Here is a 25,623-nt window from a genome sequence, read left to right on the forward strand (position 1 = left end):
CAACGGCTCGATCACCGCCCACGATTCATCAGTCAGCTCATGTCGACGCACCACGAAGACACCAACGACCCAACCACTTTGCGGACACGACCTAGGGCCTGTCTTCAAACTCCCGTAGGGGATGTCACAGGTCAGCCGCAATGCCGGGGCCAGAGCCCCGGGCCAGGCATTCACCCCGCCGAAAACAGGTACGTTCGATACGTGGCTGGATTCAGGAACGGACGCGGCCGGGACAACCGCGAAGCGCCGCAGGGGCAACCGCAGCACTACGGGGCCCCACAGTGGCCCCAGGGTGGCAACGGGCACGGCGAGCCGGAGTACTTCGGCGACCCCGGCACGCCCCAGCACCCGCAGGGCGGCTACGACCCGTACGCGGCGAACAACCCGGGCCACACCCAGGCGTTCTCCGTGAACGACGACCCGTACCCGCCGCAGGCCCCGCCCGCCCAGGACTCCTACACCCAGGGCGCCATGTACCAGGCCGGTTCCGCCGCACCGGGCCCCGTCGGCCCCCGCCTGCACTGGAAGCAGCTCCTGAGCGGCGTGATCCTGCGCCCCGCCCCCACCTACCTCCAGATGCGCGACTACGCGATGTGGGCCCCGGCCCTCATCGTCACGTTCCTCTACGGCCTGCTCGCGGTCTTCGGTTTCGACGGCGCCCGCGAGGACGTGATCAACGCCACGCTCGGCACGGCGATCCCCTACGTCTTGTTCACGGGCATCGCGATCACACTCAGCTTCTTCGTGCTCGGCGTGGTCACCCACACGCTGGCCCGCCAGCTCGGTGGCGACGGCGCCTGGCAGCCCACGGTCGGCCTCTCCATGCTGATCGCGTCCCTCACGGACACCCCGCGCCTGATCGTCGGCATGTTCCTCGGCGGAGACGAGGGCTTCGTCCAGCTCCTCGGCTGGGCCACCTGGCTGGCGGCGGGCGCCCTGCTCACCACGATGGTCGCCAAGTCCCACGACCTGCCGTGGCCGAAGGCGCTCGCGGCGTCCGCGATCCAGTTGATCGCACTGCTGTCGATCATCAAGCTCGGCACGTTCTGACCCCTGCGAGGCCGACCTCCCTGCCCGGCCCTGCCCGGACCGAACCGGGCAGGGACACGGATCACTGAGCAGGCGCGTTCTGGTACACAAGGTCCTTCAGCGGTCGCGAGGTGTGCAGCGAGGCGCTGAACTGCGGGTAGTCCACCGGGTCCATGCCGGCCTCCTTGCCGCGCAGCCGGACCACTCCGGGCACCTCGGCGCTGGCCTTCTGGCCGTCCGAGGGCAGTACGGTCGCCGAACCGTCGCCGTTGTCGTCCCACAGGGAACCGACTGTCACGTCGGCCCGGTGGTCGCCGGTCAGGTCGTTCATCAGCAGGCCCGAACCCCACCCCCTGCCGGACTGCCACGCGCCGGGGACACCCGGGCTGGCCTGGTGGAAGTACTGCACCCGGTCGGTGGTGTCGACACCCTGGGAGCCGCCGTACAGCAGCGTGACCGAGCCCTTCCCGTAGTACATCTGGCCGTCGCTGCCCCGGTAGTCCTCCTGCTCGGTGCCGACCGCCAGGTCCATCCTGCCGTCGCCGTCGATGTCACCGAGCGCGACAGCAGCGCCGAACTTGTCCCATTGCTCCGAGTCGCCTGGTATGTTCCCCGACTCCTGCGTGAGGGTCTGCGTACGGTCCGAAACGCCGTCGGCGGAGCCGTAGTTGATGACGACCCGGCCGCCGACCGGGCCGTCCGCCGTGGTCCGCCCCCAGAAGGCGCCGATGGCGATGTCACCGAAGCCGTCGCCGTCGATGTCACCGATGGCCTGGCTCTCACCGCCGGAGAGCCGCTTGCTGCCGATCGCGGTCAGGCCGCTCGGCGAACCGGGCAGGTAGTAATTGGTGTTGTGGTGGACGCCGGCCTCGTCCGCCTTGTCGCTCAGACCGTCCACGACCAGGTCCGTGCGGCCGTCCTTGTCGACATCCCCGGCGGTGAGGCCCAGGATCCCCGCGTCCGCGGCTCCGTGCAGCGGCAGGGCACGCGAGGCGATCTCGCCCGGCGTGCCGTCGCGGGTCATACCACCCTTGTAGATGTCCAGGGTGGCGGAGGAGGAGCCGACCACCAGGTCGGTCCTCCCGTCCCCGTCGAAGTCACCGGCGGCGAGCGCCGCCCCGAAGTGGTCGTGCCGGGCCGGGGCGGGGTCCGCGAGGACCGTTCCCCTGCCGAGGCCGTCCGGGGAGCCCCACAGGATCTGCACCTCGCCGTTGTCGACGTCGCCGGGCACGTCCTCGCGCGGCGCGGAGACCGCGAGGTCCGCGAACCCGTCCGCGTCGAAGTCACCGGTCGCGGTCGACGTCCCGAACAGGTCGTACGACTCCGAGCTACCGGCTCCGTCGGCCGCGTCCTGGTCCACGTAGGTGTGGCGCGCGGGTGACACCCCGTCCGCCCCGCCGTAGTACGCGACGACGGCACCGGCACCGGGGATCCCGTCGCTGCCCTTGCCGAAGACCTTGCCGCCGACCCGGGCACCCGGCGCGCCGACCGCCAGGTCCTGCACCCCGTCACCGTTGAAGTCGCTGGGGACACCGGACCCCGCCGCGACCGCCGCCCCCGGCGCCACGGTGAGCAACCCACCCGCGACTGCGGCGACGACGGATGCGGCCAGGACGGCGCGGCGATACCTGTGTTGCACGGGAGTTCTCCTGATGTTCAGGGGACAACGACACCGGCAAGACCCGCGAGACGCGGCGATGGTTGTCCTCTACAGGAGTTCGCGGACAGGCTCAGGCGTCGCGTACCTGCCCGGCGCGCTTCACGACCGGCTCGTCGACACTCCACGGGAAGTTGATCCAGTCATCGGTCCGCTTCCACACGTACTCGCACTTCACGAGCGAGTGGGACTTCTCATAGACGACGGCGGAGCGCACCTCGGCCACCGTGTCGAGGCAGAAGTCGTGCACGAGCTTCAGCGTCTTGCCGGTGTCGGCGACGTCGTCGGTGATGAGCACCTTCTTGTCGCTGAAGTCGATCGCGTTCGGCACCGGCGCGAGCATGACCGGCATGTCGAGCGTGGTCCCGACCCCCGTGTAGAACTCGACGTTCACCAGGTGGAGGTTCTTCACGTCCAGCGCGTACCCGAGCCCGCCCGCGACGAAGACGCCGCCGCGCGCGATGCTGAGGATGATGTCGGGCTGGTACCCGTCGTCGGCGATGGTCTGCGCCAGCTCGCGGATCGCGACGCCGAACTTCTCGTACGTAAGGTTCTCGCGCACGTCACTCATGTCGCTGCTGCTCACACCTGGGTCCGATGGAAATTGAGGAAGGAACGGGAGGCGGTGGGACCGCGCTGCCCCTGGTAACGCGACCCGTACCGGTCACTGCCGTACGGGAACTCGGCGGGCGACGACAGCCGGAACATGCAGAGCTGCCCGATCTTCATGCCCGGCCACAGCTTGATGGGGAGCGTCGCGAGGTTCGACAGCTCAAGGGTGACGTGGCCGCTGAATCCCGGGTCGATGAACCCGGCGGTCGAGTGCGTCACGAGCCCGAGCCGCCCCAGCGAACTCTTGCCTTCGAGGCGCGAGGCGAGATCCTCGGGAAGCGAGATGACCTCGTACGTCGACGCGAGCACGAACTCGCCCGGGTGCAGGATGAACGGCTCATCGCCCTCGGGCTCCACGAGCCGCGTCAGGTCGGCCTGCTCCACGCTGGGGTCGATGTGCGGGTACTTGTGGTTCTCGAACACCCGGAAGTAGCGGTCGAGACGTACGTCGATGCTCGACGGCTGCACCATGGATTCGTCATAGGGATCGATCCGGACCCGCCCGGCGTCGATCTCGGCCCGGATGTCCTTGTCTGAGAGAAGCACGTAGCGAGGATACGCAGAGCGCGCGGACCCGCCACAATCGGCGTTCCCACGCGCTCTGACCACTGCTGTCGCTACTACTGCCGTTGCTGCTCTCGCTACTGCTCTCGCTACTGCTGTCGCTTCCGCTCCGCTACCGCTCCGGCTACCGCTTGCCGGGCCCCACAGGAACGGCATGCCGCAGTCGAGCACAGCGCGGACACCGGATGAGCCGGCCGGGACCGAGACGGTCGGCCTTCTGCATCGGGAACGACGCGGTGCTGAACACGTGCCCTTCGGCACAACGGACGACGGTGCGTTCCATCGAGTCCATCAAAGTCCCGGAGTCCCTTCCCCACGAGCCATATGGCCAGTTTCCTGGCCGACGACGAAAGGCCACGTTACGGGATGAAAGGGACGGCATTCCAGGCGGCACTCCGCCCCTGGACAACCCTCTCGCGGTGCCCCCACCGTACGCCTCAACTCCCTTCACCCGCAGTCACATCCACGCCTCACAATGCAGCCGGGCCCCGTGGCGTGAGCGCCCGGGACCCGGCATGAGGTAGAGTGTCCGCCAGTACAAAGCCGCTTCGGCGGCGATACTGTGCGGGTGTAGTTTAGTGGTAGAACATCAGCTTCCCAAGCTGAGAGTGCGAGTTCGATTCTCGTCACCCGCTCCATGAGCAAGGCCCAGGTCGTCAGTACTGACCCGGGCCTTTTTGCTGTCCGCTTCCGCTTGGCTCAGCGGTCGCGTGCCACATCCGTGCCAGACGCTTGATCATCCGGCTTCCGTGCCACAGCCCGCCGAGCCTTCCGAACGGCCCGGTCGATCATCCCCGCGACCCCCTGCTGACGCTCCTCCTCGGAGGTGCTGGTAGATCATCGCCGCCTTCTCGAAGGACTGGCCGGCGCGGACCATCGTGTCCTTCAAGGCCCGCTGGCCAGACCGAGTCACAACTTTCTCTACGGGTTCAAGCCCCGGCTGCGCTTCGCTCCGCCGGGCGGGCTTCCCGGCTCCGCTCGGGGCTGCGCTCCTGCCTTCGGCCCGCGATCAAGACGATGCCTCCGGCGGGGATCGGCCGGCACCGGGATGGAGGGGGCGCCGTTCCCGGCCGCGGGCGCATCGTGGCGAGCGTGGTGGGCTCCCATCCCGTCCACCATCGACCCAGGCAGAGCCGAGCAGACGCGGCCGAACCGGTCGGTCGACGTCGGCGTGTCCGGGGAACGTGAGGCCGTGCCAGGGCTTGCATGGCATGGACCGACCGGTAACCGCCCTGGCTCTGAACACAGCGACGCCTGCGAAGCACCGACTGAGGCCAACGCACCGGCTATTACCCACACCCTCTAGAGCGCCTGTCCGTGCCTCGACTTGCTCCTCGCTGCCACGTACGGCCCGACACTATGGCCAAGTCTTGCGGATACCGTCGCTTCCAATCGCGTAGGCGGCGGGACCCTTCCGGGAGGCAGACTGGTAGATCTCCGCCTGCGAAACGTGAATACGGCGCACCATTTCAGCGATCGGCAACTGTTGATTGTCCAAGTAGAAGAGAACACCTGATTCTTCCACGAGGGGTTGCCGTTCGTGCGCGCGCGTCTTGATGCGCCCGTCCTTGCACAAAGGGTGCCAACCGCGCTGCAACCCGTACGCAATCCACTCCTCATCTGGAATGTCTTGCGCATCGTCAGGGAACTCTTCAGCGATCAGGTGGATGCACCACCCAAGTTCCGTCAGCTTCGCCGGGACGCTCTTTCCAAGGTTGCGATCGAAGAGGAACTCAGGCTGCTTGAGCGGCTCGGAGAATGGCCTCGACCTCGTCACGTGACAGGCCGTACTCGTCGCCCACCACTTCCAGTGGCTCGCCCGCTTGCCAAAGATTCACGATTGCGTCCACTTGGACCTTGTTCGACGCAACTACTGGAGCGCCCCACCCGAATCGTGGATCGATGATCACAGGGGCAACATCCGGGTACTGCTTCAACCTCAACCGTTGAGGCGTTCGGCCGTCGGCTTCCCACGTGATGTAGCGCAGGTAGTCCTCGATGACTTCGCGGATCGGGCGCTGCCCGTCCCGGGCCCTGGCGAGGTCGCCAGCGTAGTCCACGAAGATCTCGACTCCGTCTGTAGCAATCCTGCGAGTGGCTAGCCCATAGGGCTCGCCAAACTCCCTGCGTACAGCGCCGACGGCCTCTCGAATCTTGCTGAAGCTGAGCCCGAGGTCCCGTAGCGCGTGCAGTACGTAGGCCTCGACCACGGCAACAAACGGCACAGACGGCCAGCCCTGCTTCTCGGCCTCGACCGCATGCACCAGCGGTTCCCCCGCTGCCTTCTCGTGCAACCAGCGGTAGAGGGTTCGCTCGTTGATCCGAAGATGCCTCGCAGTCTCCAGTGGGGTCATGATCGGGTCCCGGAACTTGTCCACCATCGACGGCACCTCCCTTCGTCCCAGCCTTGCACATCGAGCCGCTCACCCCCATACACGCGCAGTGAACGGAACCATACTGTTGCGACAGTATTCCGGAAGGCTGTACGCGATAGATCACCGGAATGAGTAGCAGCCGCCCTGGCGGAGCTAGACCGTCGCCGCAGGCAGCTTCGGACTATCCGTGGACTCGTCTCGGCACACCTACCCGACAGAAGCCCCTGGCCAGCAACAACGCCGAAGTCTGAAGGGCCCTCCGGAGCCGTTTCAGCGCATGCGCATATCGTGGCCGCTGCCGTCGCGGCCTGCCACGATGTTGTGTCAAGCAGGTAGGGGGCGTTTCCATGAGGTTCGACCAGAACCTGGCAGACAAGCTCGACGCGACGATGCACGCACAGCGGCTGCCGGAAGACGCGGTGAAGTCACTGGGCGGGTGGCTGACCGACCCGGAGAGAGGCCGACGGTACATACACGGAAGCGGCGCTCACACCATTCCTTACTCGCCTGCCAGTTGGATGGCCATAACCCCGTGGCCCGACGCTTTCGCCGACCGGGCAGTGGTTGCTTCAGCCTCCGTAAGCCGGGCCGACGTCGTGGCCACAGTCCGAGCCGCGGAACAATCACAAAGTTGGGCCGAGGCTTTCGTGGCCACCCAGGTCTGGGGCTACGGCCTCACGGGCTACGGCCCGTACCGCACGGGTCAGGTGCTCGCCCAGCCAGGTGCTGAGGAAGCCTTCACAGAAGCCGTATCCCTGCTCACCGACGAAGGTGTGTCCGCAGCCTACGAGAGGCTGCAGGTGTTGGACGGCCTAGGACCAGCGTTTATCACCAAGTTCCTCTACTTTGCTGGTCAGGCGTCAGGAAGGCCCCCGGCCCGCGCCGGCGAGAGCCAGGTCAGGTCACCATCCGCCAAGGTCGCGCCGCCCTGGTTCGGATGACCATGACTGCCTGTCCGCTTCCGACCCGGCCCGTCTGACACTTCACTCACTTCTCGCCCCCCGCGGGATCCGGCCCGCCACGGCGCTACTGGGCCGACATGAAACCCAGTCGCGGCCACACGAGCGGACACATCCATCCACCGTGTTCACATAGGCGCCGCACAGATATGTACGTGAACCTTGACGCGTACACGGCAAGCGCTTACCTTCCAGGCGAGAGAGCGCTTTCTACGGCAGGCCCATGGTGCCCGGATGGTGCACGAGGTTCATGCACACGAACCAGCCATCTTCCGCATCGCAGGGCCCGTCGGCACCCCGCATCCCCTCACGGCACCCCACACATGGAGACCGAACCATGGAACTGAAACCTCTCGTCGCTTCCCTCGGCCTGCTGGCCGGCACCCTCGCCACCGTGGCGTCCGGCACCTCGGCGCAGGCCGCCGCGCAGGCGCTGACGACGGTGTACGTGGCGCCGTCCGGGACCGACTCGGCCGCCGGTACGCTGTCCGCCCCGACCACGCTGACCTCGGCGATCAGCCGCGTCGCGCCCGGCGGCACCATTTATCTGCGCGGTGGGACGTACGCGTACGCGCAGACTGTCACCGTGCCCGACGCCGCCGACGGGACCTCCTCCGCGCGGACCACGATCGCCCCGTACCAGAGCGAGAAGCCGGTACTGAACTTCCAGGCGCAGAGCGAGAGTTCGACCAACCGCGGGCTCCAGCTCTTCGCCTCGTACTGGCACGTCAAGGGCATCGTCGTGGAGCGTGCCGGGGACAACGGCATCTACGTCGGCGGCAGCAACAACGTCATCGAGGGCACCGTCACCCGCTACAACCGCGACACCGGGCTCCAGCTCGGCCGGATCGCCTCCACCACGCCCAAGAGCGCCTGGCCCGCCAACAACCTCGTCGTCAGCGCCGAGTCGCACGACAACGCCGACTCCGACGGTGAGGACGCCGACGGGTTCGCCGCGAAGCTCACCACCGGGACGGGGAACGTCTTCCGGTACGCCGTCTCGCACAACAACATCGACGACGGCTGGGATCTGTACACCAAGACCGATACAGGTGCCATCGGTCCCGTCACCATCGAGGACTCCCTCGCCTACTCCAACGGGACCCTCTCCAACGGCACCGTCAACAGCAACGGTGACCGCAACGGCTACAAGCTCGGCGGTGACGACATCGCCGTCAACCACGTCGTGCGCCGCTCCATCGCCTTCGGCAACGGCCACCACGGGTTCACGTACAACTCCAACCCGGGCTCCATGGCCATCTCCAACAACCTCAGCATCGACAACAAGGAGCGCAACTACAGCTTCGACAAGGGGACGTCCGTCTTCAAGAGCAACACCTCGTGCCGCTTCTCCGTCTCCGGGTCCAACGACAAGACCGTGGGCACCGCCGACAGCACGAACCAGTTCTGGACGGGCACGAACGGCTCCCGCTGCTCCTCCTACAGCGGCGCCCTCAAGTGGTCGTACGCCTCGGACGGCAAGCTCGTCGTGACCCTCGGCGGCAAGGTGGTGACGCTGTAGCCGCGACGCGCGGCCACCGGGCGGAGGCGACGGGAAAACCCCGCCGCCTCCGCCTCTTGTCGGCGATCACCCTGTCTGCTTGACTCCGGCGGCGCGCCCGTCAGTCGTCCACCCCGACGGAGGTTGCCCGATGGAGATCACTCGCAGACGTCTGCTGGGCGCGCTGGGCGCCGCCGGGGTGCTCGCCGCCGTGCCCACCGAGTGGGCGGGCGCCGACGAGGTGGCGCAGGGGTCCGCGCGGTTGCTCGCCAACACGGTCGCGGTGTTCGCGGGCACCGCCGAGTCCAACTCCCGGCCGGAGGTGGCCGGGAAGCTCGCAGCCGGCGGGAAGGCGGCCCGCACCCACCTGGCCTCGATGGACGCGGCGTCCGGCGCCGGTGAACTCTTCGCCGGACTGCCCCTCGGCACCAGCGACCCGAACCTCAACACCACCTTCCAGCGCCTGTACGAGATCGCCCTCGCCACCCGGACCCCGGGGACCGGCAGTGATCTGTACGGCGATGCGGGCATTCAGGAGCGGGTGCTCGACGGGCTCGCGTGGCTGCACGCGCATTATTACGGTGACCAGGGCGCGGGGTATTACGGCAACTGGTTCACCTGGGAGATCGGCCTCGCGCAGCACATCAGCAGGACGCTGGTACTGCTCGCCGACCGCGCCCCCGCCGCGCTGGTCGCCTCCTACATCGCCTCCATGGACGCCTATCTGCGCAACGGCGAGAACGGTGACGTCGACCTCGACTCCCGTTTCCACACGGGCGCCAATCTCGCCGACATCACCACCAACCGCATCCTCCAGGGCGCACTGACCGGCGACGAGGCACGTATCCGCAAGGCGCTGACCGACCAGCTCACCGTCTTCGCGACCATCGACCCGTATGCGCTGCGGCACGGCGTGACGGACGGGTACTACGCCGACGGGTCCTTCCTCCAGCACGCCTCCGTCGCGTACACGGGCTCGTACGGGAAGGGGCTGCTCAGCCGGGTCGTGCAGACGCTGAAGCTGCTCGACGGGACCGGGTTCGCGCACGGCGGGGAACTGGTGCCCACCGTGTTCGGGTGGGTGCGGGACGGGTTCGCGCCGCTGATCTTCGAGGGCTGGATGATGGAGGCGGTGAAGGGGCGGGCCGTCGCAAGGCCCGGGACCGGGTACGCCGACGTCGCCACGATCGTCGAGGCCGTCGTCGATCTCGCGTCGCTGGCCGACGGGGACACGGCGAGCGCGCTCAGGGCGTACGTGAAGCATCTGCGGGCCGCCTCGCGCGCCCCGCTCGACCCGGCCGTCTTCGTCTCGCCGCTGAGCATCGTCCGCTACGCCGATCTGCTCGCCGACGCCTCCGTACCCGCCGCCGACCTCAACCCGGCCGCCCGCTGTGTCGCCTTCAACGCCATGGACCGGACCGTGCACCGCAGGCCCGGATACGCGTTCGCGCTGGCCCGCAGCTCGCGGCGGATCAGCAAGTACGAGTACATGAGCGGGGAGAACCTGATGCCCTGGTTCCAGGGCGACGGCGCGCACCACCTGTATCTGTCGGGGCAGGACCAGACGCGGGCGTACGGCGTCGACTACCTCACCGTCGTCTCCCCCTACGGGCTCGCGGGGGTGACCGCGCCGGTCGAACACCGGGGCACCGTACCGGAGTCGTACGACGGCAAGCTGTTCTACGACAACCCCGGTCATCCGCTGGGTTTCACGGCGTCCAGCGAGTCCCAGAACCGTTACGTCTACTTCCCGACCGCCACCCAGGACCACTCGGGCGGTGCCGTGCTCGGCGTGTACGGGGCGGTCGGGTGGGTGCTCTCCGACGATGTGCCGTGGCGGGACGAGCGGGCCGGGATCCTGCCCGACGACTTCGTGGCGTACCGCAGTGCGCGGGCGACGAAGTCGTGGTTCCTGTTCGACGACGAGATCGTGGTGCTCGCGGCGGGGGTCGGGGACGCGCCGGGCGCGGGCCGGGCCGTGACGACGACGCTGGACGCGCGGATCGCGGCGGCGGACGACGAGGTGACCGTGGCGGAGGGCGAGGAGGGCGGGGGCTGGGTGCGGTACGCCGACGCCACGCAGGGCACAGCCGTCGGGTACGCGTTCCTGGCCGGGCCGCGTCCGGCGGCGCGGCTCTCCACGGTGACGCGCAGCCGCCGCGTCGTACGGACCGCGAACCCGGACACGGCCGTGACCCGGCAGGTGTTCTCGCTGGCGGTCGAGCAGGCGGCCGGGGCCCGGCCCGTCGCGTTCGCCTACGCCCTGCTGCCGAACGCGGCCGAGGCGGCGCTCCGCTCGTACGACGCCGTGCGCGTCCTCGCCAACACGCCCCGCCTCCAGGCCGTGCGCCATGCCGGGCTCGGGCTGACCGGCGTCAACACGTTCACGGGCGGTGCGCATCACACGGCGGGCCTCACGGTCGAGGGTCCGGCGTCCGTGCTGGTCCGGCGGGGCCGGGACGTCACGGTCGCCGTGTCCGACCCGACGACGACGCGGGACTCGGTGACGGTCGTGCTGCGCGGGCGGGCCCTCGGGAAGGTCGCCGGTGACGAGGCGGTCCGGGTGACCCGGGTGCCGGGGGGCACCCGGGTCGACGTGCGGACGCGCCACGCCTACGGGCGGAGCTTCACGGTGACGCTGGGTCAGTTCGTCGAGTAGAAGTACTTCCAGCCGCTGTACTTGGTGGAGTTGACGTAGTCGCCCGAGGTCTCGTTGACGTACACGGTGCGGATACGGAACTTGTGGCCCGCGCTGCCGGGGGCGCCCAGGTTCATCTTGGTGGTGCCGGTGCTGCCGAGCTTGAAGTACTCGCTGTTGCCGGACTGCCAGGCGCCGCCGCTGTAGACCTGGAGGTCGAGGCGGAACTTGCGGCCCGGGTAGTAGTTCATCGACGTCGTCGCGTAGACCGGCGACTTCTTGTGGAAGTACGCGTACGTGGTCGAGCCGATGGTGCCCGACTTGTAGTGGCCCGAGAGGGCGACCGAGGCGCGGGCGCGGGTGTAGACGGTGTTGGTGACCGTCTTGGGCTCGTAGCGGGCGTCACCGGCGTAGACCGCGGTGAGCGTGGCGTCGCGGGTCAGGTCGAGGGTGACGGAGAGGTTCCCGGCGGCGTTGACCGTGCCGGACTTCACCAGCTTCTTCGGCTTGTCACCGCCGTAGGGGTCGGCGTAGATCTCCACCTTGCGGTTCTTGTACGTGGTGCCCAGGTGGGCGGTGAAGGAGACGTCGGAACCGTACTCGTAGACCTTCTTGTTCTTGTCGAGCGTCAGCGTGGTGGCGGTGCGGGAGACCTCGACCGAGGCGGACGTGCCGACCGGGGCGTGGTCCGCGTCGCCCGCGTAGGCGACCTTGTACGTCACCTTGCCGCCGGCGGCCGGGGTGTCGGTGAAGGAGTACGAGCCGTCGGCCGCGGCCGTGACGGTCTTGAGGACCGTGCCGGACGGGTTCTCGACGTCCGTCCTGGTGACGGTCAGCGTCACCGGTGCGGTGAAGGGGACGGTGGAGCTGATCTTGCCGGTGACCGTCAGGGGCTTGCCGCGCGTCGCCTTGGCCGGGGTGTCCACCGTCAGGGTGGGGGCGGTGCGGGCCGGCTCGGTGTAGGCGTGGAAGCGGATGTTGCCGTCGTAGTTGTCCGAGACGGCGAACAGTTCGGCGCCGTCCGGGGACCAGGACAGCACCCCGTCGACCAGGGTGTCGCCGCCGGAGGTGCTGGAGGTGTTGCCGAACTCGTAGGTGCGGATCGGCGTGGTGCCGCCCTGGCGGTAGATGTGCAGGTCGTCGCCGTACCAGGAGGAGGTGCCCGCGGCCACCGTGCCGGCGGGCGAGATGGCGACGCCCGCGCCGTAGTCGCCGGACGGGTAGGTGTGCACCTTGCTGAGGTCGGTGGTCGAGTACACGGGGTGCTCGTACGGGGCGCCGCTGGCCGTGACCAACTGCGTGCCGTCGGGCGAGAAGGCGAGCTGGTCGTAGAAGGCGCCGTCCAGGGCCTTGGTCACCCGCTCGGTGGCGGTGGTGCCGGACAGGTCGTAGACCGAGACGACACCGCCGCTGGTCTCCTTCTCGGCCGCGGCCAGTTCGGTGCCGTCCGGCGAGGTGGCGATGACGGGCGCGCCGTAGAAGGTGTAGCGGCCGGTCTGGCCGAGGGTGACCTCGGGCGTCTCCCGCGTGGGGTCGAGGGAGCCGATGGAGCCCTTGCCTGACCCGCCGTAGCTGAACCACACGGTGGAGCCGGCCACCGCGAGGTCCAGCGGGGCCTGCGCCCCGCCCAGCTCGTAGGTGGCGGCTCGGGTGTCGGTGGCGGTGTCGATCGCGGCGATGGTGTTCGTCTCCGACACGGCCGCGTACAGCCGGGTGGAGTCCGTGGACAGGGCGAGGCCCTTCACGCCGTCCAGGCCGGTGATGCGCCGGAGCTCGGTGCCCGCGTAGTCGGTGACGACGACGGCGTCGTCCTCCGGGGCGGAGAGGTAGACCCGCTGGTGGACCCCGTCGACGGCCATGTCGGCGACGGTCTTGACGGCGAGTTCCTTGTCGGAGTCGGCCACGGCGGTGCCGGGCAGGGCCACGCTGAGCGCGGCGGAGCCGGCGAGGACCGCGAGTGCGGTCGCGGTGGAGAGAGCGCGTCTGCGCATGGGTGATGACCCCCCTGGGCGGACCGGCGGCGCTCACGCGGCCGGTACGGGTGGCAGCACGCGGACGCCGAGGCCTCCGGAGAACCCCCCACCGAAAAGGCCGCTGGTCGACGCGGCTGAAAGACGGCTCATCGTAGGACGTCCGAGGGGCCCGCGGGTAGGGAGGTCGGCCGGGGACGGCTGTGACATCTTTCGCGCGGGCCGCGTACAACCTTTCCCGGGCGCCTACTCGTCGGACTCCAGGTCGCCCTCGGTCTCCAGGTAGACCTGGCGCAGCGCCGCCAGGACCTGCGGGTCCGGCTTCTCCCACATGCCGCGGGACTCGGCCTCCAGGAGGCGTTCGGCGATGCCGTGCAGGGCCCAGGGGTTGGCCTCGGAGAGGAACCGGCGGTTCGTCTCGTCGAGGACGTAGGTCTCCGTGAGCTTGTCGTACATCCAGTCGGCGATCACGCCGGTCGTCGCGTCGTAGCCGAACAGGTAGTCCACGGTGGCGGCGAGTTCGAAGGCGCCCTTGTAGCCGTGGCGGCGCATCGCCTCGATCCACTTGGGGTTGACGACACGGGCGCGGAAGACGCGGGACGTCTCCTCGACCAGGGTGCGGGTGCGGACCGTCTCGGGGCGTGTCGAGTCGCCGATGTACGCCTCGGGGGCCGTGCCGCGCAGCGCGCGGACCGTCGCCACCATGCCGCCGTGGTACTGGAAATAGTCGTCGGAGTCGGCGATGTCGTGCTCGCGGGTGTCCGTGTTCTTGGCCGCGACCGCGATGCGCTTGTACGCCGTCTCCATCTCCGAGCGGGCGGACTTGCCGTCGAGGCCGCGGCCGTACGCGTAGCCGCCCCAGACGGTGTAGACCTCGGCGAGGTCGGCGTCCGTGCGCCAGTCGCGGGAGTCGATGAGCTGGAGGATGCCCGCGCCGTACGTGCCCGGGCGCGAGCCGAAGATGCGGGTGGTGGCGCGGCGTTCGTCGCCGTGCTCGGCGAGGTCGGCCTGGGTGTGGGCGCGGACGTGGTTGTGCTCGGCCGGTTCGTCGAGGGACGCGGCGAGGCGGACCGCGTCGTCGAGGAGGCCGATGGTGTGCGGGAACGCGTCGCGGAAGAAGCCGGAGATGCGCAGGGTGACGTCGATGCGGGGGCGGTTCAGCTCCTCGTACGGGATCGCTTCGAGGCCCGTCACGCGGCGGGAGGCGTCGTCCCAGACCGGGCGGATGCCGAGGAGGGCCAGGGCTTCCGCGATGTCGTCGCCCGCGGTGCGCATGGCGCTCGTGCCCCAGAGGGAGAGGCCCACGGAGGTGGGGTACTCGCCGTTGTTGTCCGTGCGGTAGCGCTCGATGAGGGAGTCGGCCAGTGCCTGGCCCGTCTCCCACGCGAGGCGGGACGGGACCGCCTTGGGGTCTACGGAGTAGAAGTTGCGGCCGGTCGGGAGGACGTTGACGAGGCCGCGGAGGGGGGAGCCGCTGGGTCCCGCCGGGACGAAGCGGCCTTCCAAGGCGCGTACGGCGTTGTCGAGTTCGGCGGTGGTCGCGTTGAGGCGCGGGACCACTTCCGTGGCGGCGAAGGTGAGGATCTGGTGGACGGGGCTGTCCTGGGCGCCCGATCCATCCGTGCCCGGGGCCTGCCGCCTTGCCCACCCTGCCGCCCCGGGCGGCAGACTGCCCAGGGTGGTACCCACCTGGGAGGGGTCCCAGTTCGCCGCCTCCATGGCCTCGACCAGCGTGCGGGCCAGTTCCTCCGCCTCGTCCGCCGCCGTGCGGGTCGCCTTCGACTCGTCCAGGCCCAGCGCCTCCCGCAACCCCGGCAGGGCCTGCGTGCCGCCCCAGATCTGGCGGGCGCGGAGGATGGCGAGGACGAGGTTGACGCGGTCGGGACCGGCCGGGGCCTGGCCGAGGACGTGCAGGCCGTCGCGGATCTGGGCGTCCTTGATCTCGCAGAGCCAGCCGTCGAGATGCATGATGAACTCGTCGAAGCCCTCGTCCTCGGGGCGGTCCTCGACCCCCAGGTCGTGGTCGAGCTTCGCCGCCTGGATGAGGGTCCAGATCTGCGCCCGGATCGCCGGGAGCTTCGCCGGGTCCATGGCGGCGATCTGGGCGTACTCGTCCAGGAGTTGTTCGAGGCGGGCGATGTCGCCGTAGGAGTCGGCGCGCGCCATCGGCGGGACCAGGTGGTCGATGAGGGTGGCGTGGACGCGGCGCTTGGCCTGGGTGCCCTCGCCGGGGTCGTTGACGAGGAACGGGTAGACGAGCGGCAGGTCGCCGAGGGCGGCGTCCGGGGCGCAGGCGGCGGACAGGCCCGCGTTCTTGCCGGGCAGCCACTCCAGGTTGCCGTGCTTGCCGAGGTGGATCATCGCGTCGGCGCCGAAACCGCCGTCGGCGGACGAGGCCGCGATCCAGCGGTACGCCGCCAAGTAGTGGTGCGAGGGCGGCAGATCGGGGTCGTGGTAGATCGCGATGGGGTTCTCGCCGAAGCCGCGCGGCGGCTGGATGAGGATGAGCAGGTTGCCGCGGCGCAGGGCCGCGAGCACGATGTCGCCCTCGGGGTTGCGGGAGCGGTCGAGGAACATCTCGCCGGGCGGCGGGCCCCAGTGCCGCTCGACGTTCTCGCGCAGTTCCCGGGGCAGCGTCGCGTACCAGCGCTTGTAGTCGGCGGCCGGGATGCGGACGGGGTTGCGGGCGAGCTGCTCCTCGGTCAGCCACTCCTGGTCGTGGCCGCCCGCGTCGATGAGCGCGCGGATCAGTTCGTCGCCGTCGCCGGAGGCGAGGCCGGGGAGTTCGGCCGTGTCCCCGAAGTCGTAGCCCTCGGCGATGAGTCGCTTGAGCAGGACGATCGCGGAGGCCGGGGTGTCGAGGCCGACCGCGTTGCCGATCCGGGAGTGCTTGGTGGGGTACGCGGACAGGACCAGGGCCAGCTTCTTGTCGGCGGGGGCGATGTGCCGCAGCCGGGCGTGGCGGACGGCGATCCCGGCGACGCGGGCGGCGCGCTCGGGGTCGGCGACGTAGGCGGGGAGGCCGTCCTCGTCGATCTCCTTGAAGGAGAAGGGGACGGTGATGAGGCGGCCGTCGAACTCGGGGACCGCGATCTGGCTCGCGGCGTCCAGCGGGGAGACGCCCTCGTCGTTCTCCTCCCAGTCCGCGCGGGACGAGGTCAGGCACAGGGCCTGGAGGATCGGCACGTCGAGGTGGGTGAGGGCGCCCGCGTCCCACGACTCGTCGTCGCCGCCCGCGCTCGCCTCGGCGGGGCGGGTGCCACCGGCCGCGAGGACCGTCGTGACGATGGCGCCCGCGGGGCGCAGCGCGTCGATCAGCTCGGGTTCGGGGGCGCGCAGCGAGGCGACGTAGAGGGGGAGGGGGCGGGCCCCGGCCCGTTCGATCTCGTCGCAGAGGGCGTGCACGAAGGCCGTATTGCCGCTCATGTGGTGGGCGCGGTAGTAGAGCACGGCGACCGTCGGGCCGTCTGCCTCGGAGGGGGTGCGCTCCAGCGGGCCCCAGGTGGGGGCGGGGGCGGGCGGTTCGAAGCCGTGGCCGGTGAGCAGCACCGTGTCGGAGAGGAAGAGGGCCAACTGGGCGAGGTTGGCCGGGCCGCCGTGCGCCAGGTAGGCGTGGGCCTCGGCGGCGATGCCGACGGGGACCGTGGAGGCCGCCATGAGCTGGGCGTCGGGGGCCTGCTCACCGCTGAGGACCACCAGGGGTGTCCCGGCGGCGGTCAGCAGGTCGATGCCGTCCTGCCAGGCGCGGACACCGCCGAGGAGGCGTACGACGACGAGGGCGACGCCGTCGAGGAGCGCGGGCAGCTCGGTCTCGACGTCGAGCCGGGAGGGGTTGGCGAAGCGGTAGGTGACCGGGGCGTCCGGTCCTTCCGGGTCGTCCGCGGCCCGGGCCGCGTTGGCGGCGTTCGCCGCGCGGGCGCTGAGCAGGTCGGTGTCGGACGTCGACAGGAGCAGGAGCTGCGACGGCTGTGCGGGCTCCGTGGGCTGCTGGGGCATGCGTCGTCTGGCCTTCCTCGGGGTGTCCGCGCCCCGGGTGGTCGTGTGACGGCGGGAGTTCCTGGCTCGCCCTCCGAGTGGATGGGCTCACAGTGGCGGGACCGCGCCGGACTCGCACCGGCTTCCTCCCCAGTCGCCGTCGCTGGCGATGGCGGCGGACCGGACGGGGCCGCCGCGGTTCATCGTACGGGTCGAGGGCGTGACCTGGTACGGGATGCCGGTCACAGGCGATGGGTATGCTCCGACGCATGCCCGCCTCCCCCCTGCCCGATGATCCCGGTACGCCCGGAACATCCGGAACGTTCCGGGGTGACGCATGCCCCGGCGCGCTGCGCCTGCACGCGGCGGACGACGGGTTCCTGGCCCGGGTCCGCATCCCCGGCGGGGTCCTTTCCGCGGCTCAGGCGCGGGCCCTCGGCGAGGCGTCCTCGCGGCTCGGGGACGGGGCGCTGCACCTCACGTCCCGGGGCAATGTGCAGCTCCGCGGCCTGCGCGAGGGGTGCGGCGGGGAACTGGCGGAAGTGCTCGGCGCGGCCGGTCTTCTGCCGTCCGCCGCGCACGAACGGGTCCGCAACGTCGTGGCCTCGCCGATGTCCGGGCTCGACGGGCTGGGGTTCGTGGCGGTGCGGCCCTGGCTGACGGGGCTCGACGCGGCCCTGTGCGCGAGCGCGGTGACACCGGGGCTGTCCGGCCGGTTCCTCTTCGGGCTCGACGACGGCCGCGGGGACGTGGCCGGGCTGGGTCCGGATGTGCTGCTGCGCGGGCGCGCGGACGGCTCGGCGGTACTCGTCGTCGGCGGGGCGGAGTTCGCGCTGCGCCACGAGGACGCGGCGCGGGGGGCGGTGGTCGCGGCGGAGGTCTTCGTCGAGGCCGCGCGGGAGGTTTCGGGGCGGCGGGTGTGGCGGGTGTCCGAACTGGGCCTGCCCGCGGCCCGGTTGTCCTCGCTCATCGCCGAGCGGCTGTCCGCGGCGGGCGTGGAGGCGAGCCCCGTCAGGGGCGCGGGGAACCGCGCGCCCGGCTCCGCCCCGGCCCCCGCTCCCCGATCGCCGCGGGGGCTTGTCTGTGTCCCCCCGTTCGGAACCGTCACCGGCTCGCAGTGGGGCGCTCTTACCGGCCTCGCCGCTGAACTTCCCGCGCGGGAACTGCGGTTGACCCCGTGGCGACGGATCGTCGTACCCGGCGCCGGGCCCGGACACGTCCCGCTCCTCACCGCGAGCGGGCTGAGCACCGACCCCGACTCCCCCTGGTCACGCCTGGGCGCGTGCATCGGCCGCCCCGGATGCGCCAAGTCCCACACGGACGTCCGCACGGACGCCGCGAGCAGCACCCCGCACCCCACCCTGCCCACCTACTGGTCCGGCTGCGAACGCAAGTGCGGGCATCCCGTCGGGCCGTACGTGGACGTCGTCGCCCAGCCCGACGGCACGTACCTGACCCACCAACCCAGTTGAGAGAGCCGACCCGTGTATGACTACGAGAAGGACGGCGCCGCGATCTACCGCGAGTCCTTCGCCACCATCCGTGCCGAGGCGGCAGCCGGCCTCGCGGCGCTGCCCGCCGACGTCGCCCAGGCGGCGGTCCGCATGATCCATGCCTGCGGTCAGGTGGATCTCGTGCAGGACATCGGCCACTCGCCCGGTGTCGTGGCGAAGGCGAGGGCCGCGCTGCGCGGCGGGGCGCCGATCCTGTGCGACGCGCGGATGGTCGCCAGCGGCGTCACCCGCAAGCGGCTGCCCGCCGACAACGAGGTGATCTGCACCCTCAACGAGCCGGAAGTACCGGCGCTCGCCGCCGAGTTGGGGACGACGCGCAGCGCCGCCGCCCTCGAACTGTGGCGGGACCGGCTGGACGGGGCGGTCGTCGCCATCGGCAACGCCCCGACCGCGCTGTTCCACCTCCTGGAGATGATCGGCAAGGGCGCGCCGCGACCGGCGGCCGTGCTCGGCATCCCGGTCGGGTTCGTGGGCGCCGCCGAGTCCAAGGACGCGCTGGCCGCGAACGAGTTCGGCCTGGAGTACCTGATCGTGCGCGGACGCCGGGGCGGCAGCGCCATCACCGCCGCCGCGATCAACGCCATAGCGACCGAGGTGGAGATCCAGGCATGAGCGACCCGACCACGAAGACGGGGAAGCTGTACGGGGTCGGGCTCGGGCCCGGCGACCCGGAGCTGATGACCGTCGCCGCCGTCCGCGCCATCGAGGGTGCCGACGTCGTCGCGTACCACTGCGCCCGCCACGGCCGCTCCATCGCCCGCTCGATCGCCGCGGAGCACATCAGGGAAGGGCAGATCGAGGAGCGGCTGATGTATCCGCTCACGGTCGAGACGACGGACCACCCGGGCGGCTACCGGGGGGCGCTCGACGACTTCTACGCCGAGGCCGCAGCGACGCTCGCCGCGCATCTCGACGCGGGCCGCACGGTCGCCGTCCTCGCGGAGGGCGATCCGCTGTTCTACGGCTCCTACCAGCACATGCACAAGCGGCTCGCGGACCGGTACGACACGACGGTCATCCCCGGTGTGACCTCCGTCAGCGCGGCGGCGGCCCGCCTCGGCGAGCCGCTCTGCGAGGACAAGGAGACGCTGACGATCATCCCGGGGACGCTCCCCGAGGACGAGCTGACGGCGCGGATCGCCGCCGCGGACTCGGCGGTGGTGATGAAGCTGGGCCGTACCTTCACCAAGGTCCGCGCGGCGATGGAGCGCGCGGGCCGGCTCGACGACGCCCGGTATGTGGAGCGGGCGTTCATGGCGGGCGAGCGCACCGGCCGCCTCGCCGACATCGACCCGGAGTCGGTGCCCTACTTCTCCGTCGCGGTCCTGCCGTCGCGGATCGACGCCGAGCCCACCGACGACGGTGGCCGGGGCGAGGTCGTGGTCGTCGGTACCGGTCCCGCCGGGGCGCCGTGGCTGACCCCCGAGTCGCGCGGCGCGCTCGCCAACGCCGACGACCTGGTCGGCTACACCACGTATCTCGACCGGGTGCCGGAGCGGCCGGGGCAGCGCAGGCACGGTTCGGACAACAAGGTGGAGTCCGAGCGCGCCGAGTTCGCGCTCGACCTGGCGCGGCGCGGGCGGCGCGTGGCCGTCGTCTCGGGCGGCGACCCGGGCGTCTTCGCCATGGCGACGGCGGTCCTGGAGGTCGCGTCGCAGGAGGCGTACGCGGAGGTGCCCGTACGGGTGCTGCCCGGGGTGACGGCCGCGAACGCCGCCGCCGCGAAGGCCGGGGCCCCGCTCGGCCACGACTACGCCACGATCTCGCTCTCCGACCGGCTCAAGCCGTGGGAGGTCATCGCGGAGCGGTTGCGCACGGCGGCGGCGGCCGATCTGGTGCTGGCGCTGTACAACCCCGGTTCGCGCAGCCGTAACTGGCAGGTCGGCAAGGCGCGGGAGCTGCTGCTCGAACTGCGGCTGCCGGACACCCCGGTCGTCCTCGCCCGCGATGTCGGCGGCCCCGAGGAGAGCGTCCGCACGGTCCGTCTCGCCGACCTGGACCCGGCCGTCGTCGACATGCGCACGCTGCTGATCGTGGGCTCGTCGCAGACGCAGGCCGTCGTACGGGGCGACGGCCGGACGGTGACGTGGACGCCGCGCCGCTATCCGGAGGCGGAACCGAAGGGCGCGCCGGACAGCGTCTGAACCCAGGTGGCGGCCTCCTCGACGGTGGCGGCCACCGGTACGCCGCCGGGGGTGGGCGGGCGCCGCACGATGATCACAGGGAGGCCCGCCTCCCGCGCCGCCGTCAGCTTGGGGGCCGTGGCGGCGCCGCCGCTGTCCTTCGTCACCAGGACGTCGAGGCGGTGGCGGGCGATGACCTCGCGTTCGCCGTCGAGGGTGAAGGGGCCCCGGTCGAGCAGCAGCTCCATGTGGGGCGGGCACGGCGGCTCGGGCGCGTCGACGGAGCGGACGAGGAAGAAGGCGTCGTTGATGGGGGCGAACGCGGCGAGCCCCATCCGGCCCGTGGTCAGGAACACCCGCCGGCCCGCGTCGCGGACGGCCCGCGCCGCCTGGGCCAGCGAGGTGACCTCCCGCCAGTCGTCGCCCTCGCCCGGCACCCAGCCGGGCCGACGCAGCGCCAGCAGGGGAACATGGGTGGTGGCGGTCGCCTCGGCCGCGTTGAAACTGATCGTCTCGGCGAAGGGATGCGTGGCGTCGATGACCGCGCCCACCGCGTGCTCGCGCAGCCACGCCGCCATGCCCGCGGCCCCGCCGAACCCGCCGATCCGCACCTCGCCGGGCGGCAGCCGCGGCGCCGCGACCCGGCCCGCGAGCGAGCTGGTGACGCGCAGCCCGGGGCGCGGGTGCAGGACCTCGGCGAGGCGCCGGGCCTCGGTGGTCCCGCCGAGGACGAGGACGTGCATCGGACGCGACGGACGCATCGGGGAACTCCATGGGTGACATGCCTGAGGCGAAGGGCGGGCGCGGCGCCCAACTCAAGCACACGGGTCTGCGGCCCGGCTGGACGACCGGGGCCTGTGCGACGGCCGCGACGACCGCCGCGTACACGGCGCTGCTCTCCGGCGACTTCCCCGACCCGGTGACGATCACCCTGCCGAAGGGTCAGACCCCGGCGTTCGCGCTGGCCGTCGAGGACCGTGCCGGGGACACGGCGACGGCCGGGGTGGTGAAGGACGCGGGCGACGATCCGGACGTCACGCACGGGGCGCTGGTCCGGGCCACGGTGCGGGTGCTGCCCCCCGGTTCGGGCGTCGTCTTCCGGGCGGGCCCGGGCGTCGGCACGGTCACCCGTCCGGGGCTGCCCCTCGACGTCGGCGAGCCCGCGATCAACCCGGTTCCGCGCCAGATGATCCGGGAGCACGTGGCGCGGGTCGCGGCGGCGCACGGCGGCAGCGGCGACGTGGAGGTCACCGTCTCCATCGACCACGGCGAGGAGATCGCCCGGTCCACCTGGAACCCGCGCCTGGGCATCCTCGGCGGGCTGTCGGTCCTGGGCACGACGGGCATCGTCGTCCCGTACTCCTGCTCGGCGTGGATCGACTCGATCCGGCGCGGCGTGGACGTGGCGCGGGCGGCGGGCCGGACGCACGTCGCGGGCTGCACCGGCTCGACCTCCGAGAAGACGGTCGTCCGCGAACACGGCCTGCCCGAGGACGCGCTGCTCGACATGGGTGACTTCGCGGGCGCCGTCCTCAAGTACATCCGGCGCCACCCGGTGGACCGCCTCACGATCTGCGGCGGCTTCGCGAAGCTCTCCAAACTGGCGGCGGGCCACCTGGACCTCCACTCGGGCCGCTCCCAGGTCGACAAGGGCTTCCTGGCGGAGCTGGCGCTGCGGGGCGGGGCGTCCCCGGAGCTCGCCGCGCAGGTCGCCACCGCGAACACGGGCCTCGCCGCGCTCCAGTTGTGCGCGGCGGCGGACGTCCCCCTGGGCGACCTGGTGGCCCAGGAGGCCCGCGACCAGTCCCTGCTCGTGCTGCGCGGGGCACCGGTCGCGGTGGACGTGATCTGCATCGACCGGGCGGGGGATGTGGTGGGGCGCAGCGGCGTGCGGGGTTAGGTCCTGTGCGGTTGTCCGGTTCTACGTGCCAACCGGGTCACGCGCTCCGCGGCGCCGAGGGCCCCGCGCTGTTCGAGGGTTGGACGTACTACGCCCGTACGCGCACGCATCCGTTGAACTGGATGGTGTTCGCACCCAGGCCGGCCTCCTCGTAGCTCGTGCACCGCAGGAAGTAGTCGGGAGCGGGTTCGATGGTGTGCGGGGCCTTGCCGTCGCCGGTCGGCGGCTTGCAGCCGAAACCGACGTGGGAGCCCGCGGGCACCGCCAGGGGCATGTAGTAGGCGCACTTCCAGGACGTGGCCGCTGCCGCCGTCGGAGCGGTCGTGATGACCGCTCCAGCGGCAGCGAGGGCCACAGCGATGCCCGCTGCGGGCAGCCGCAGTCGTGAACTTCTCATGATGAGCCTCCTGAAGGGGCTTGCGTCGCCCGGGGAGGACACCGTCGATGGGCCTGTGGCCCCGATGGCACAGTGCGCCCGCCGTGCCGGGCCCCGCGCATGATCTCTTACCTGACGACATAGGCGTGCCCTGCCAGATCGGCGAAGCCCGCGAACCCCCGACGAGAATCACTGGATGGAAGGAACGGCGACACCGTCCTCGGGCTGTCCGCGATCTGCGGTCACCCGTTCTCCCCGCGGACCCCCGCGCACTCTGCGGGCCGCGTCGCCCCTCGCCTGCTCTCCGACACGCCCCACAGGGAATGACGAACGGGTTCCCGCAGCACCCACCTCAGAACGGTGACCTCCCGGAACACCTGACGGCGGGGCGCCGCGTCAGCAGATGTGCCGGTCGCGTTCCGTCGAGTACAGGTGGCTGTCCCTGAACTGGGAGGCGGCCAGGGTGCGGCCCACCAGGATCACCGCCGTGCGCAGGATTCCGGCCGACTTCACCTGGTCCGCGATGTCGCCGAGCGTGCCGCGCAGGACGAGTTCGTCGGGGCGGCTGGCGTAGGCGACGACCGCGGCCGGGCAGTCCGCGCCGTAGTGCGGGAGGAGTTCCGAGACGATCCGGTCGACGTAGCGGGCGCCGAGGTGCAGGACCAGGAGCGCGCCGCTCGCGCCGAGGGTGGCCAGGTCCTCACCGGGCGGCATCGGCGTGGCCTGCTGCGCGATGCGGGTGAGGATGACGGTCTGGCCGACCGTGGGGACGGTCAGCTCGCGCTTGAGCGCCGCCGCCGCCGCCGCGAACGCCGGGACACCGGGCACGACCTCGTACGGGATGCCGTGCGCGTCGAGGCGGCGCATCTGCTCGGCGACCGCGCTGAACACGGACGGGTCGCCCGAGTGCAGGCGGGCGACGTCGTGGCCCGCCTCGTGGGCCGCGACCAGTTCCCGTTCGATGGCGTCGAGGTCGAGGTCGGCCGTGTCGATCAGACGGGCGTCCGGCGGGCACTCGGCCAGGAGTTCGCGCGGGACGAGGGAGCCCGCGTACAGGCAGACCCGGCACGCGGCGAGGGTGCGCGCGCCGCGCACCGTGATCAGGTCGGCGGCGCCGGGGCCCGCCCCGATGAAGTACACGGTCATCGTCGTTCAGCCCCGGTTTCGTCGTTCTTGGTTACGGACCATTGCGTGACCGGCATCGCCTGCCGCCACCCCGTGAATCCCCCGACCGGCACCGCGTGCGCGACCGCCAGCTTCACCAGTTCGCCGCCGTGGCGCCGGTACCAGGTGGCGAGCAGCGCCTCCGACTCCAGCGTCACCGTGTTGGCGACGAGCCGCCCGCCCGCGGGGAGCGCGTCCCAGCAGGCGTCGAGGAGCCCGGGCGCCGTGAGACCGCCGCCGATGAACACGGCGTCGGGGGTGGGGAGTTCGGCGAGTACATCCGGTGCCGGGCCCGTCACCACGGTCAGGTGGGGCACGCCGAGCCGGGCCGCGTTGCGCCCGATCCGCTCGGCCCGTCCGGGGTCGCGTTCGACGGCGTAGGCGCGGCAGGAGGGGTGGGTGCGCAGCCACTCGACACCGATCGAGCCGGAGCCGCCGCCGATGTCCCAGAGCAGTTCGCCGGGGGCGGGCGCGAGCGCGGCGAGGGTCGCGGCGCGGACGTGGCGCTTGGTGAGCTGCCCGTCGTTCTCGTACGCGGCGTCGGGCAGGCCGGGGACGGCGCCGAGGCGCAGGGCGTCGGGCGCGCGGCGGCAGTCGACGGCGATCACGTTCAGGGGGTCACCGGGCGCCCGGGACCAGTCCTCGGCCACACCCTGGTACGCCGTCTCGTTCTCGGCGCCGAGCTGTTCCAGGACCGTCAGCCGGCTGGGCCCGAAACCCCGCTCGGTGAGGAGCTCCGCCACCTCGGCCGGGGTGTCCGCCCCCGCCGACAGGACCAGGACCCGGCGCCCGTCGTGCAGCGCCGCGGCGAGCCGGTCCGCCGGGCGCCCCACCAGGGTGACGACCTCGGTCTCCTCGACGGGCCAGCCGAGCCGCGCGCACGCGTAGGACAGGGCGGACGGGTGCGGCAGGACCTCGACGGCGGCCGGGCCCGCGATCTCGGTGAGGGTGCGCCCGATCCCGTAGAACATGGGGTCGCCGCTGGCCAGGACGGCGAGGCGGCGTCCCGCGTACCGGGCGAGCAGGCCGGGCACGGCGGGCCGCAGCGGTGACGGCCACGGCACGCGCTCCGCCGCGCATTCACCGGCGGGCAGCAGGGCGAGCTGGCGCGGGCCGCCGACGACCGCCTCGGCGGCCCGCAGGACGGAGCGCGAGGTCTCCGGCAGTCCCGGCCAGCCGTCGGCGCCGATCCCGACGACGCTCACCGCGGGCGGGACGGGAGTCGGGCGAGCCGGGGGAGTCACTGCCAGGTACCTCGTACGGGGT

The 25,623-nt window shown here is 71.2% G+C and carries 19 protein-coding genes, 1 tRNA gene and 1 riboswitch; of the genes, 9 read left to right on the plus strand and 11 right to left on the minus strand.

What is annotated here, in order from left to right:
- Nucleotides 1-201: 201 nt before the first annotated feature.
- Nucleotides 202-1,050, plus strand: coding sequence for a Yip1 family protein (locus ACIRF8_RS24045; protein WP_404217549.1), 849 nt, complete (start codon nt 202-204; stop codon nt 1,048-1,050).
- Nucleotides 1,051-1,111: 61 nt separating this feature from the next.
- On the opposite strand, the gene ACIRF8_RS24050 is transcribed toward ACIRF8_RS24045, so the two are convergent.
- From ACIRF8_RS24050 to dcd, 3 genes are all read right to left on the minus strand, one after another.
- Nucleotides 1,112-2,668 (minus strand): FG-GAP-like repeat-containing protein, encoded by a 1,557-nt coding sequence (locus tag ACIRF8_RS24050; protein ID WP_404217550.1) that lies wholly within the window; start codon nt 2,666-2,668, stop codon nt 1,112-1,114.
- A gap of 91 nt (nt 2,669-2,759) precedes the next feature.
- The gene (locus ACIRF8_RS24055) at nt 2,760-3,257 is read right to left on the minus strand and encodes a phosphoribosyltransferase (protein WP_404217551.1); all 498 of its coding nucleotides are present in this window, start codon (nt 3,255-3,257) and stop codon (nt 2,760-2,762) included.
- An 11-nt stretch (nt 3,258-3,268) separates the two neighbouring features.
- A complete protein-coding gene (dcd, locus tag ACIRF8_RS24060; protein ID WP_164300500.1) occupies nt 3,269-3,844 on the minus strand; it encodes a dCTP deaminase in 576 nt (191 codons plus the stop codon).
- A gap of 582 nt (nt 3,845-4,426) precedes the next feature.
- Here dcd and ACIRF8_RS24065 point away from each other — a divergent pair.
- Nucleotides 4,427-4,500 (plus strand) — tRNA-Gly (locus ACIRF8_RS24065).
- 719 nt (nt 4,501-5,219) lie between these two features.
- Here ACIRF8_RS24065 and ACIRF8_RS24070 read toward each other — a convergent pair.
- Together ACIRF8_RS24070 and ACIRF8_RS24075 are read right to left on the minus strand one after the other, a co-directional pair.
- Nucleotides 5,220-5,639, minus strand: coding sequence for a toxin-antitoxin system, toxin component, PIN family protein (locus ACIRF8_RS24070; RefSeq protein WP_404217552.1), 420 nt, complete (start codon nt 5,637-5,639; stop codon nt 5,220-5,222).
- Complete coding sequence (locus ACIRF8_RS24075; protein WP_404217553.1) at nt 5,596-6,243, minus strand: DUF433 domain-containing protein; 648 nt, start codon at nt 6,241-6,243, stop codon at nt 5,596-5,598. The genes ACIRF8_RS24070 and ACIRF8_RS24075 overlap by 44 nt, the downstream gene beginning before the upstream one ends.
- Nucleotides 6,244-6,584: 341 nt before the next feature.
- Between ACIRF8_RS24075 and ACIRF8_RS24080 the strand changes: the two genes are divergently transcribed.
- The 3 genes from ACIRF8_RS24080 (at nt 6,585) to ACIRF8_RS24090 (ending at nt 11,356) form a co-directional block, all read left to right on the plus strand.
- Entirely contained in the window at nt 6,585-7,178 is a 594-nt protein-coding gene (locus ACIRF8_RS24080) for a hypothetical protein (RefSeq protein WP_404217554.1), read from the plus strand.
- A 241-nt stretch (nt 7,179-7,419) separates the two neighbouring features.
- Nucleotides 7,420-8,718, plus strand: coding sequence for a right-handed parallel beta-helix repeat-containing protein (locus tag ACIRF8_RS24085; protein ID WP_404217555.1), 1,299 nt, complete (start codon nt 7,420-7,422; stop codon nt 8,716-8,718).
- Between the two features lie 130 nt (nt 8,719-8,848).
- A complete protein-coding gene (locus ACIRF8_RS24090) occupies nt 8,849-11,356 on the plus strand; it encodes a polysaccharide lyase family 8 super-sandwich domain-containing protein (protein ID WP_404217556.1) in 2,508 nt (835 codons plus the stop codon).
- On the opposite strand, the gene ACIRF8_RS24095 is transcribed toward ACIRF8_RS24090, so the two are convergent.
- Complete coding sequence (locus ACIRF8_RS24095) at nt 11,341-13,326, minus strand: WD40 repeat domain-containing protein (protein ID WP_404217557.1); 1,986 nt, start codon at nt 13,324-13,326, stop codon at nt 11,341-11,343. The genes ACIRF8_RS24090 and ACIRF8_RS24095 overlap by 16 nt on opposite strands.
- A 225-nt stretch (nt 13,327-13,551) precedes the next feature.
- Entirely contained in the window at nt 13,552-17,301 is a 3,750-nt protein-coding gene (gene cobN / locus ACIRF8_RS24100) for a cobaltochelatase subunit CobN (protein ID WP_404217558.1), read from the minus strand.
- 55 nt (nt 17,302-17,356) lie between these two features.
- Nucleotides 17,357-17,429: riboswitch (cobalamin riboswitch) on the minus strand.
- Nucleotides 17,430-17,549: 120 nt separating this feature from the next.
- Between cobN and ACIRF8_RS24105 the strand changes: the two genes are divergently transcribed.
- The 3 genes from ACIRF8_RS24105 to ACIRF8_RS24115 are packed head-to-tail and all read left to right on the plus strand — an operon-like array spanning nt 17,550 to nt 20,938.
- Entirely contained in the window at nt 17,550-18,752 is a 1,203-nt protein-coding gene (locus tag ACIRF8_RS24105) for a cobalamin biosynthesis protein CobG (protein WP_404217559.1), read from the plus strand.
- 12 nt (nt 18,753-18,764) lie between these two features.
- Nucleotides 18,765-19,406: a precorrin-8X methylmutase gene (locus ACIRF8_RS24110; protein ID WP_404217560.1), complete on the plus strand. Its 642-nt coding sequence runs from the start codon at nt 18,765-18,767 to the stop codon at nt 19,404-19,406.
- Nucleotides 19,403-20,938, plus strand: a complete 1,536-nt coding sequence (locus ACIRF8_RS24115; protein WP_404217561.1) for a precorrin-2 C(20)-methyltransferase — start codon at nt 19,403-19,405, stop codon at nt 20,936-20,938. Before ACIRF8_RS24110 ends, ACIRF8_RS24115 begins: the two co-directional genes overlap by 4 nt.
- Here the strand turns inward: ACIRF8_RS24115 and ACIRF8_RS24120 are convergent.
- Nucleotides 20,896-21,660 carry a cobalt-precorrin-6A reductase gene (locus tag ACIRF8_RS24120; RefSeq protein WP_404218177.1) on the minus strand — a complete coding sequence of 255 codons (765 nt, stop codon included), beginning with the start codon at nt 21,658-21,660 and terminating at the stop codon, nt 20,896-20,898. The two genes, ACIRF8_RS24115 and ACIRF8_RS24120, sit on opposite strands and share 43 nt — an antisense overlap.
- Nucleotides 21,661-21,698: 38 nt before the next feature.
- Between ACIRF8_RS24120 and ACIRF8_RS24125 the strand changes: the two genes are divergently transcribed.
- On the plus strand, nt 21,699-22,817 hold the full coding sequence (locus ACIRF8_RS24125) for a cobalt-precorrin-5B (C(1))-methyltransferase (protein WP_404218179.1): 1,119 nt from the start codon (nt 21,699-21,701) through the stop codon (nt 22,815-22,817).
- Nucleotides 22,818-22,905: 88 nt separating this feature from the next.
- Here the strand turns inward: ACIRF8_RS24125 and ACIRF8_RS24130 are convergent, their stop codons facing one another.
- From ACIRF8_RS24130 to cbiE, 3 genes are all read right to left on the minus strand, one after another.
- Nucleotides 22,906-23,214: a hypothetical protein gene (locus ACIRF8_RS24130; RefSeq protein WP_404217562.1), complete on the minus strand. Its 309-nt coding sequence runs from the start codon at nt 23,212-23,214 to the stop codon at nt 22,906-22,908.
- A gap of 375 nt (nt 23,215-23,589) precedes the next feature.
- Nucleotides 23,590-24,339, minus strand: a complete 750-nt coding sequence (gene cobM / locus ACIRF8_RS24135) for a precorrin-4 C(11)-methyltransferase (protein WP_404217563.1) — start codon at nt 24,337-24,339, stop codon at nt 23,590-23,592.
- Complete coding sequence (gene cbiE, locus ACIRF8_RS24140; protein ID WP_404217564.1) at nt 24,336-25,562, minus strand: precorrin-6y C5,15-methyltransferase (decarboxylating) subunit CbiE; 1,227 nt, start codon at nt 25,560-25,562, stop codon at nt 24,336-24,338. The genes cobM and cbiE overlap by 4 nt, the downstream gene beginning before the upstream one ends.
- Nucleotides 25,563-25,623 lie beyond the last annotated feature (61 nt).

The organism is Streptomyces sp. NPDC102406 (genome assembly GCF_044765725.1).
Lineage (GTDB): Bacteria > Actinomycetota > Actinomycetes > Streptomycetales > Streptomycetaceae > Streptomyces.

Bases quoted from the DNA above. Each gene is read 5' to 3' on its own strand.
- ACIRF8_RS24125 (WP_404218179.1), top strand. From the start codon at position 21,699: ATGCCTGAGGCGAAGGGCGGGCGCGGCGCCCAACTCAAGCACACGGGT.
- ACIRF8_RS24085 (WP_404217555.1), top strand. From the start codon at position 7,420: ATGGTGCCCGGATGGTGCACGAGGTTCATGCACACGAACCAGCCATCT.
- cobM (WP_404217563.1), bottom strand. From the start codon at position 24,339: ATGACCGTGTACTTCATCGGGGCGGGCCCCGGCGCCGCCGACCTGATC.
- ACIRF8_RS24075 (WP_404217553.1), bottom strand. From the start codon at position 6,243: ATGGTGGACAAGTTCCGGGACCCGATCATGACCCCACTGGAGACTGCG.
- ACIRF8_RS24130 (WP_404217562.1), bottom strand. From the start codon at position 23,214: ATGAGAAGTTCACGACTGCGGCTGCCCGCAGCGGGCATCGCTGTGGCC.
- ACIRF8_RS24120 (WP_404218177.1), bottom strand. From the start codon at position 21,660: ATGCACGTCCTCGTCCTCGGCGGGACCACCGAGGCCCGGCGCCTCGCC.
- ACIRF8_RS24090 (WP_404217556.1), top strand. From the start codon at position 8,849: ATGGAGATCACTCGCAGACGTCTGCTGGGCGCGCTGGGCGCCGCCGGG.
- ACIRF8_RS24115 (WP_404217561.1), top strand. From the start codon at position 19,403: ATGAGCGACCCGACCACGAAGACGGGGAAGCTGTACGGGGTCGGGCTC.
- ACIRF8_RS24055 (WP_404217551.1), bottom strand. From the start codon at position 3,257: ATGAGTGACGTGCGCGAGAACCTTACGTACGAGAAGTTCGGCGTCGCG.
- ACIRF8_RS24095 (WP_404217557.1), bottom strand. From the start codon at position 13,326: ATGCGCAGACGCGCTCTCTCCACCGCGACCGCACTCGCGGTCCTCGCC.
- ACIRF8_RS24080 (WP_404217554.1), top strand. From the start codon at position 6,585: ATGAGGTTCGACCAGAACCTGGCAGACAAGCTCGACGCGACGATGCAC.
- ACIRF8_RS24105 (WP_404217559.1), top strand. From the start codon at position 17,550: ATGCCCGCCTCCCCCCTGCCCGATGATCCCGGTACGCCCGGAACATCC.
- cobN (WP_404217558.1), bottom strand. From the start codon at position 17,301: ATGCCCCAGCAGCCCACGGAGCCCGCACAGCCGTCGCAGCTCCTGCTC.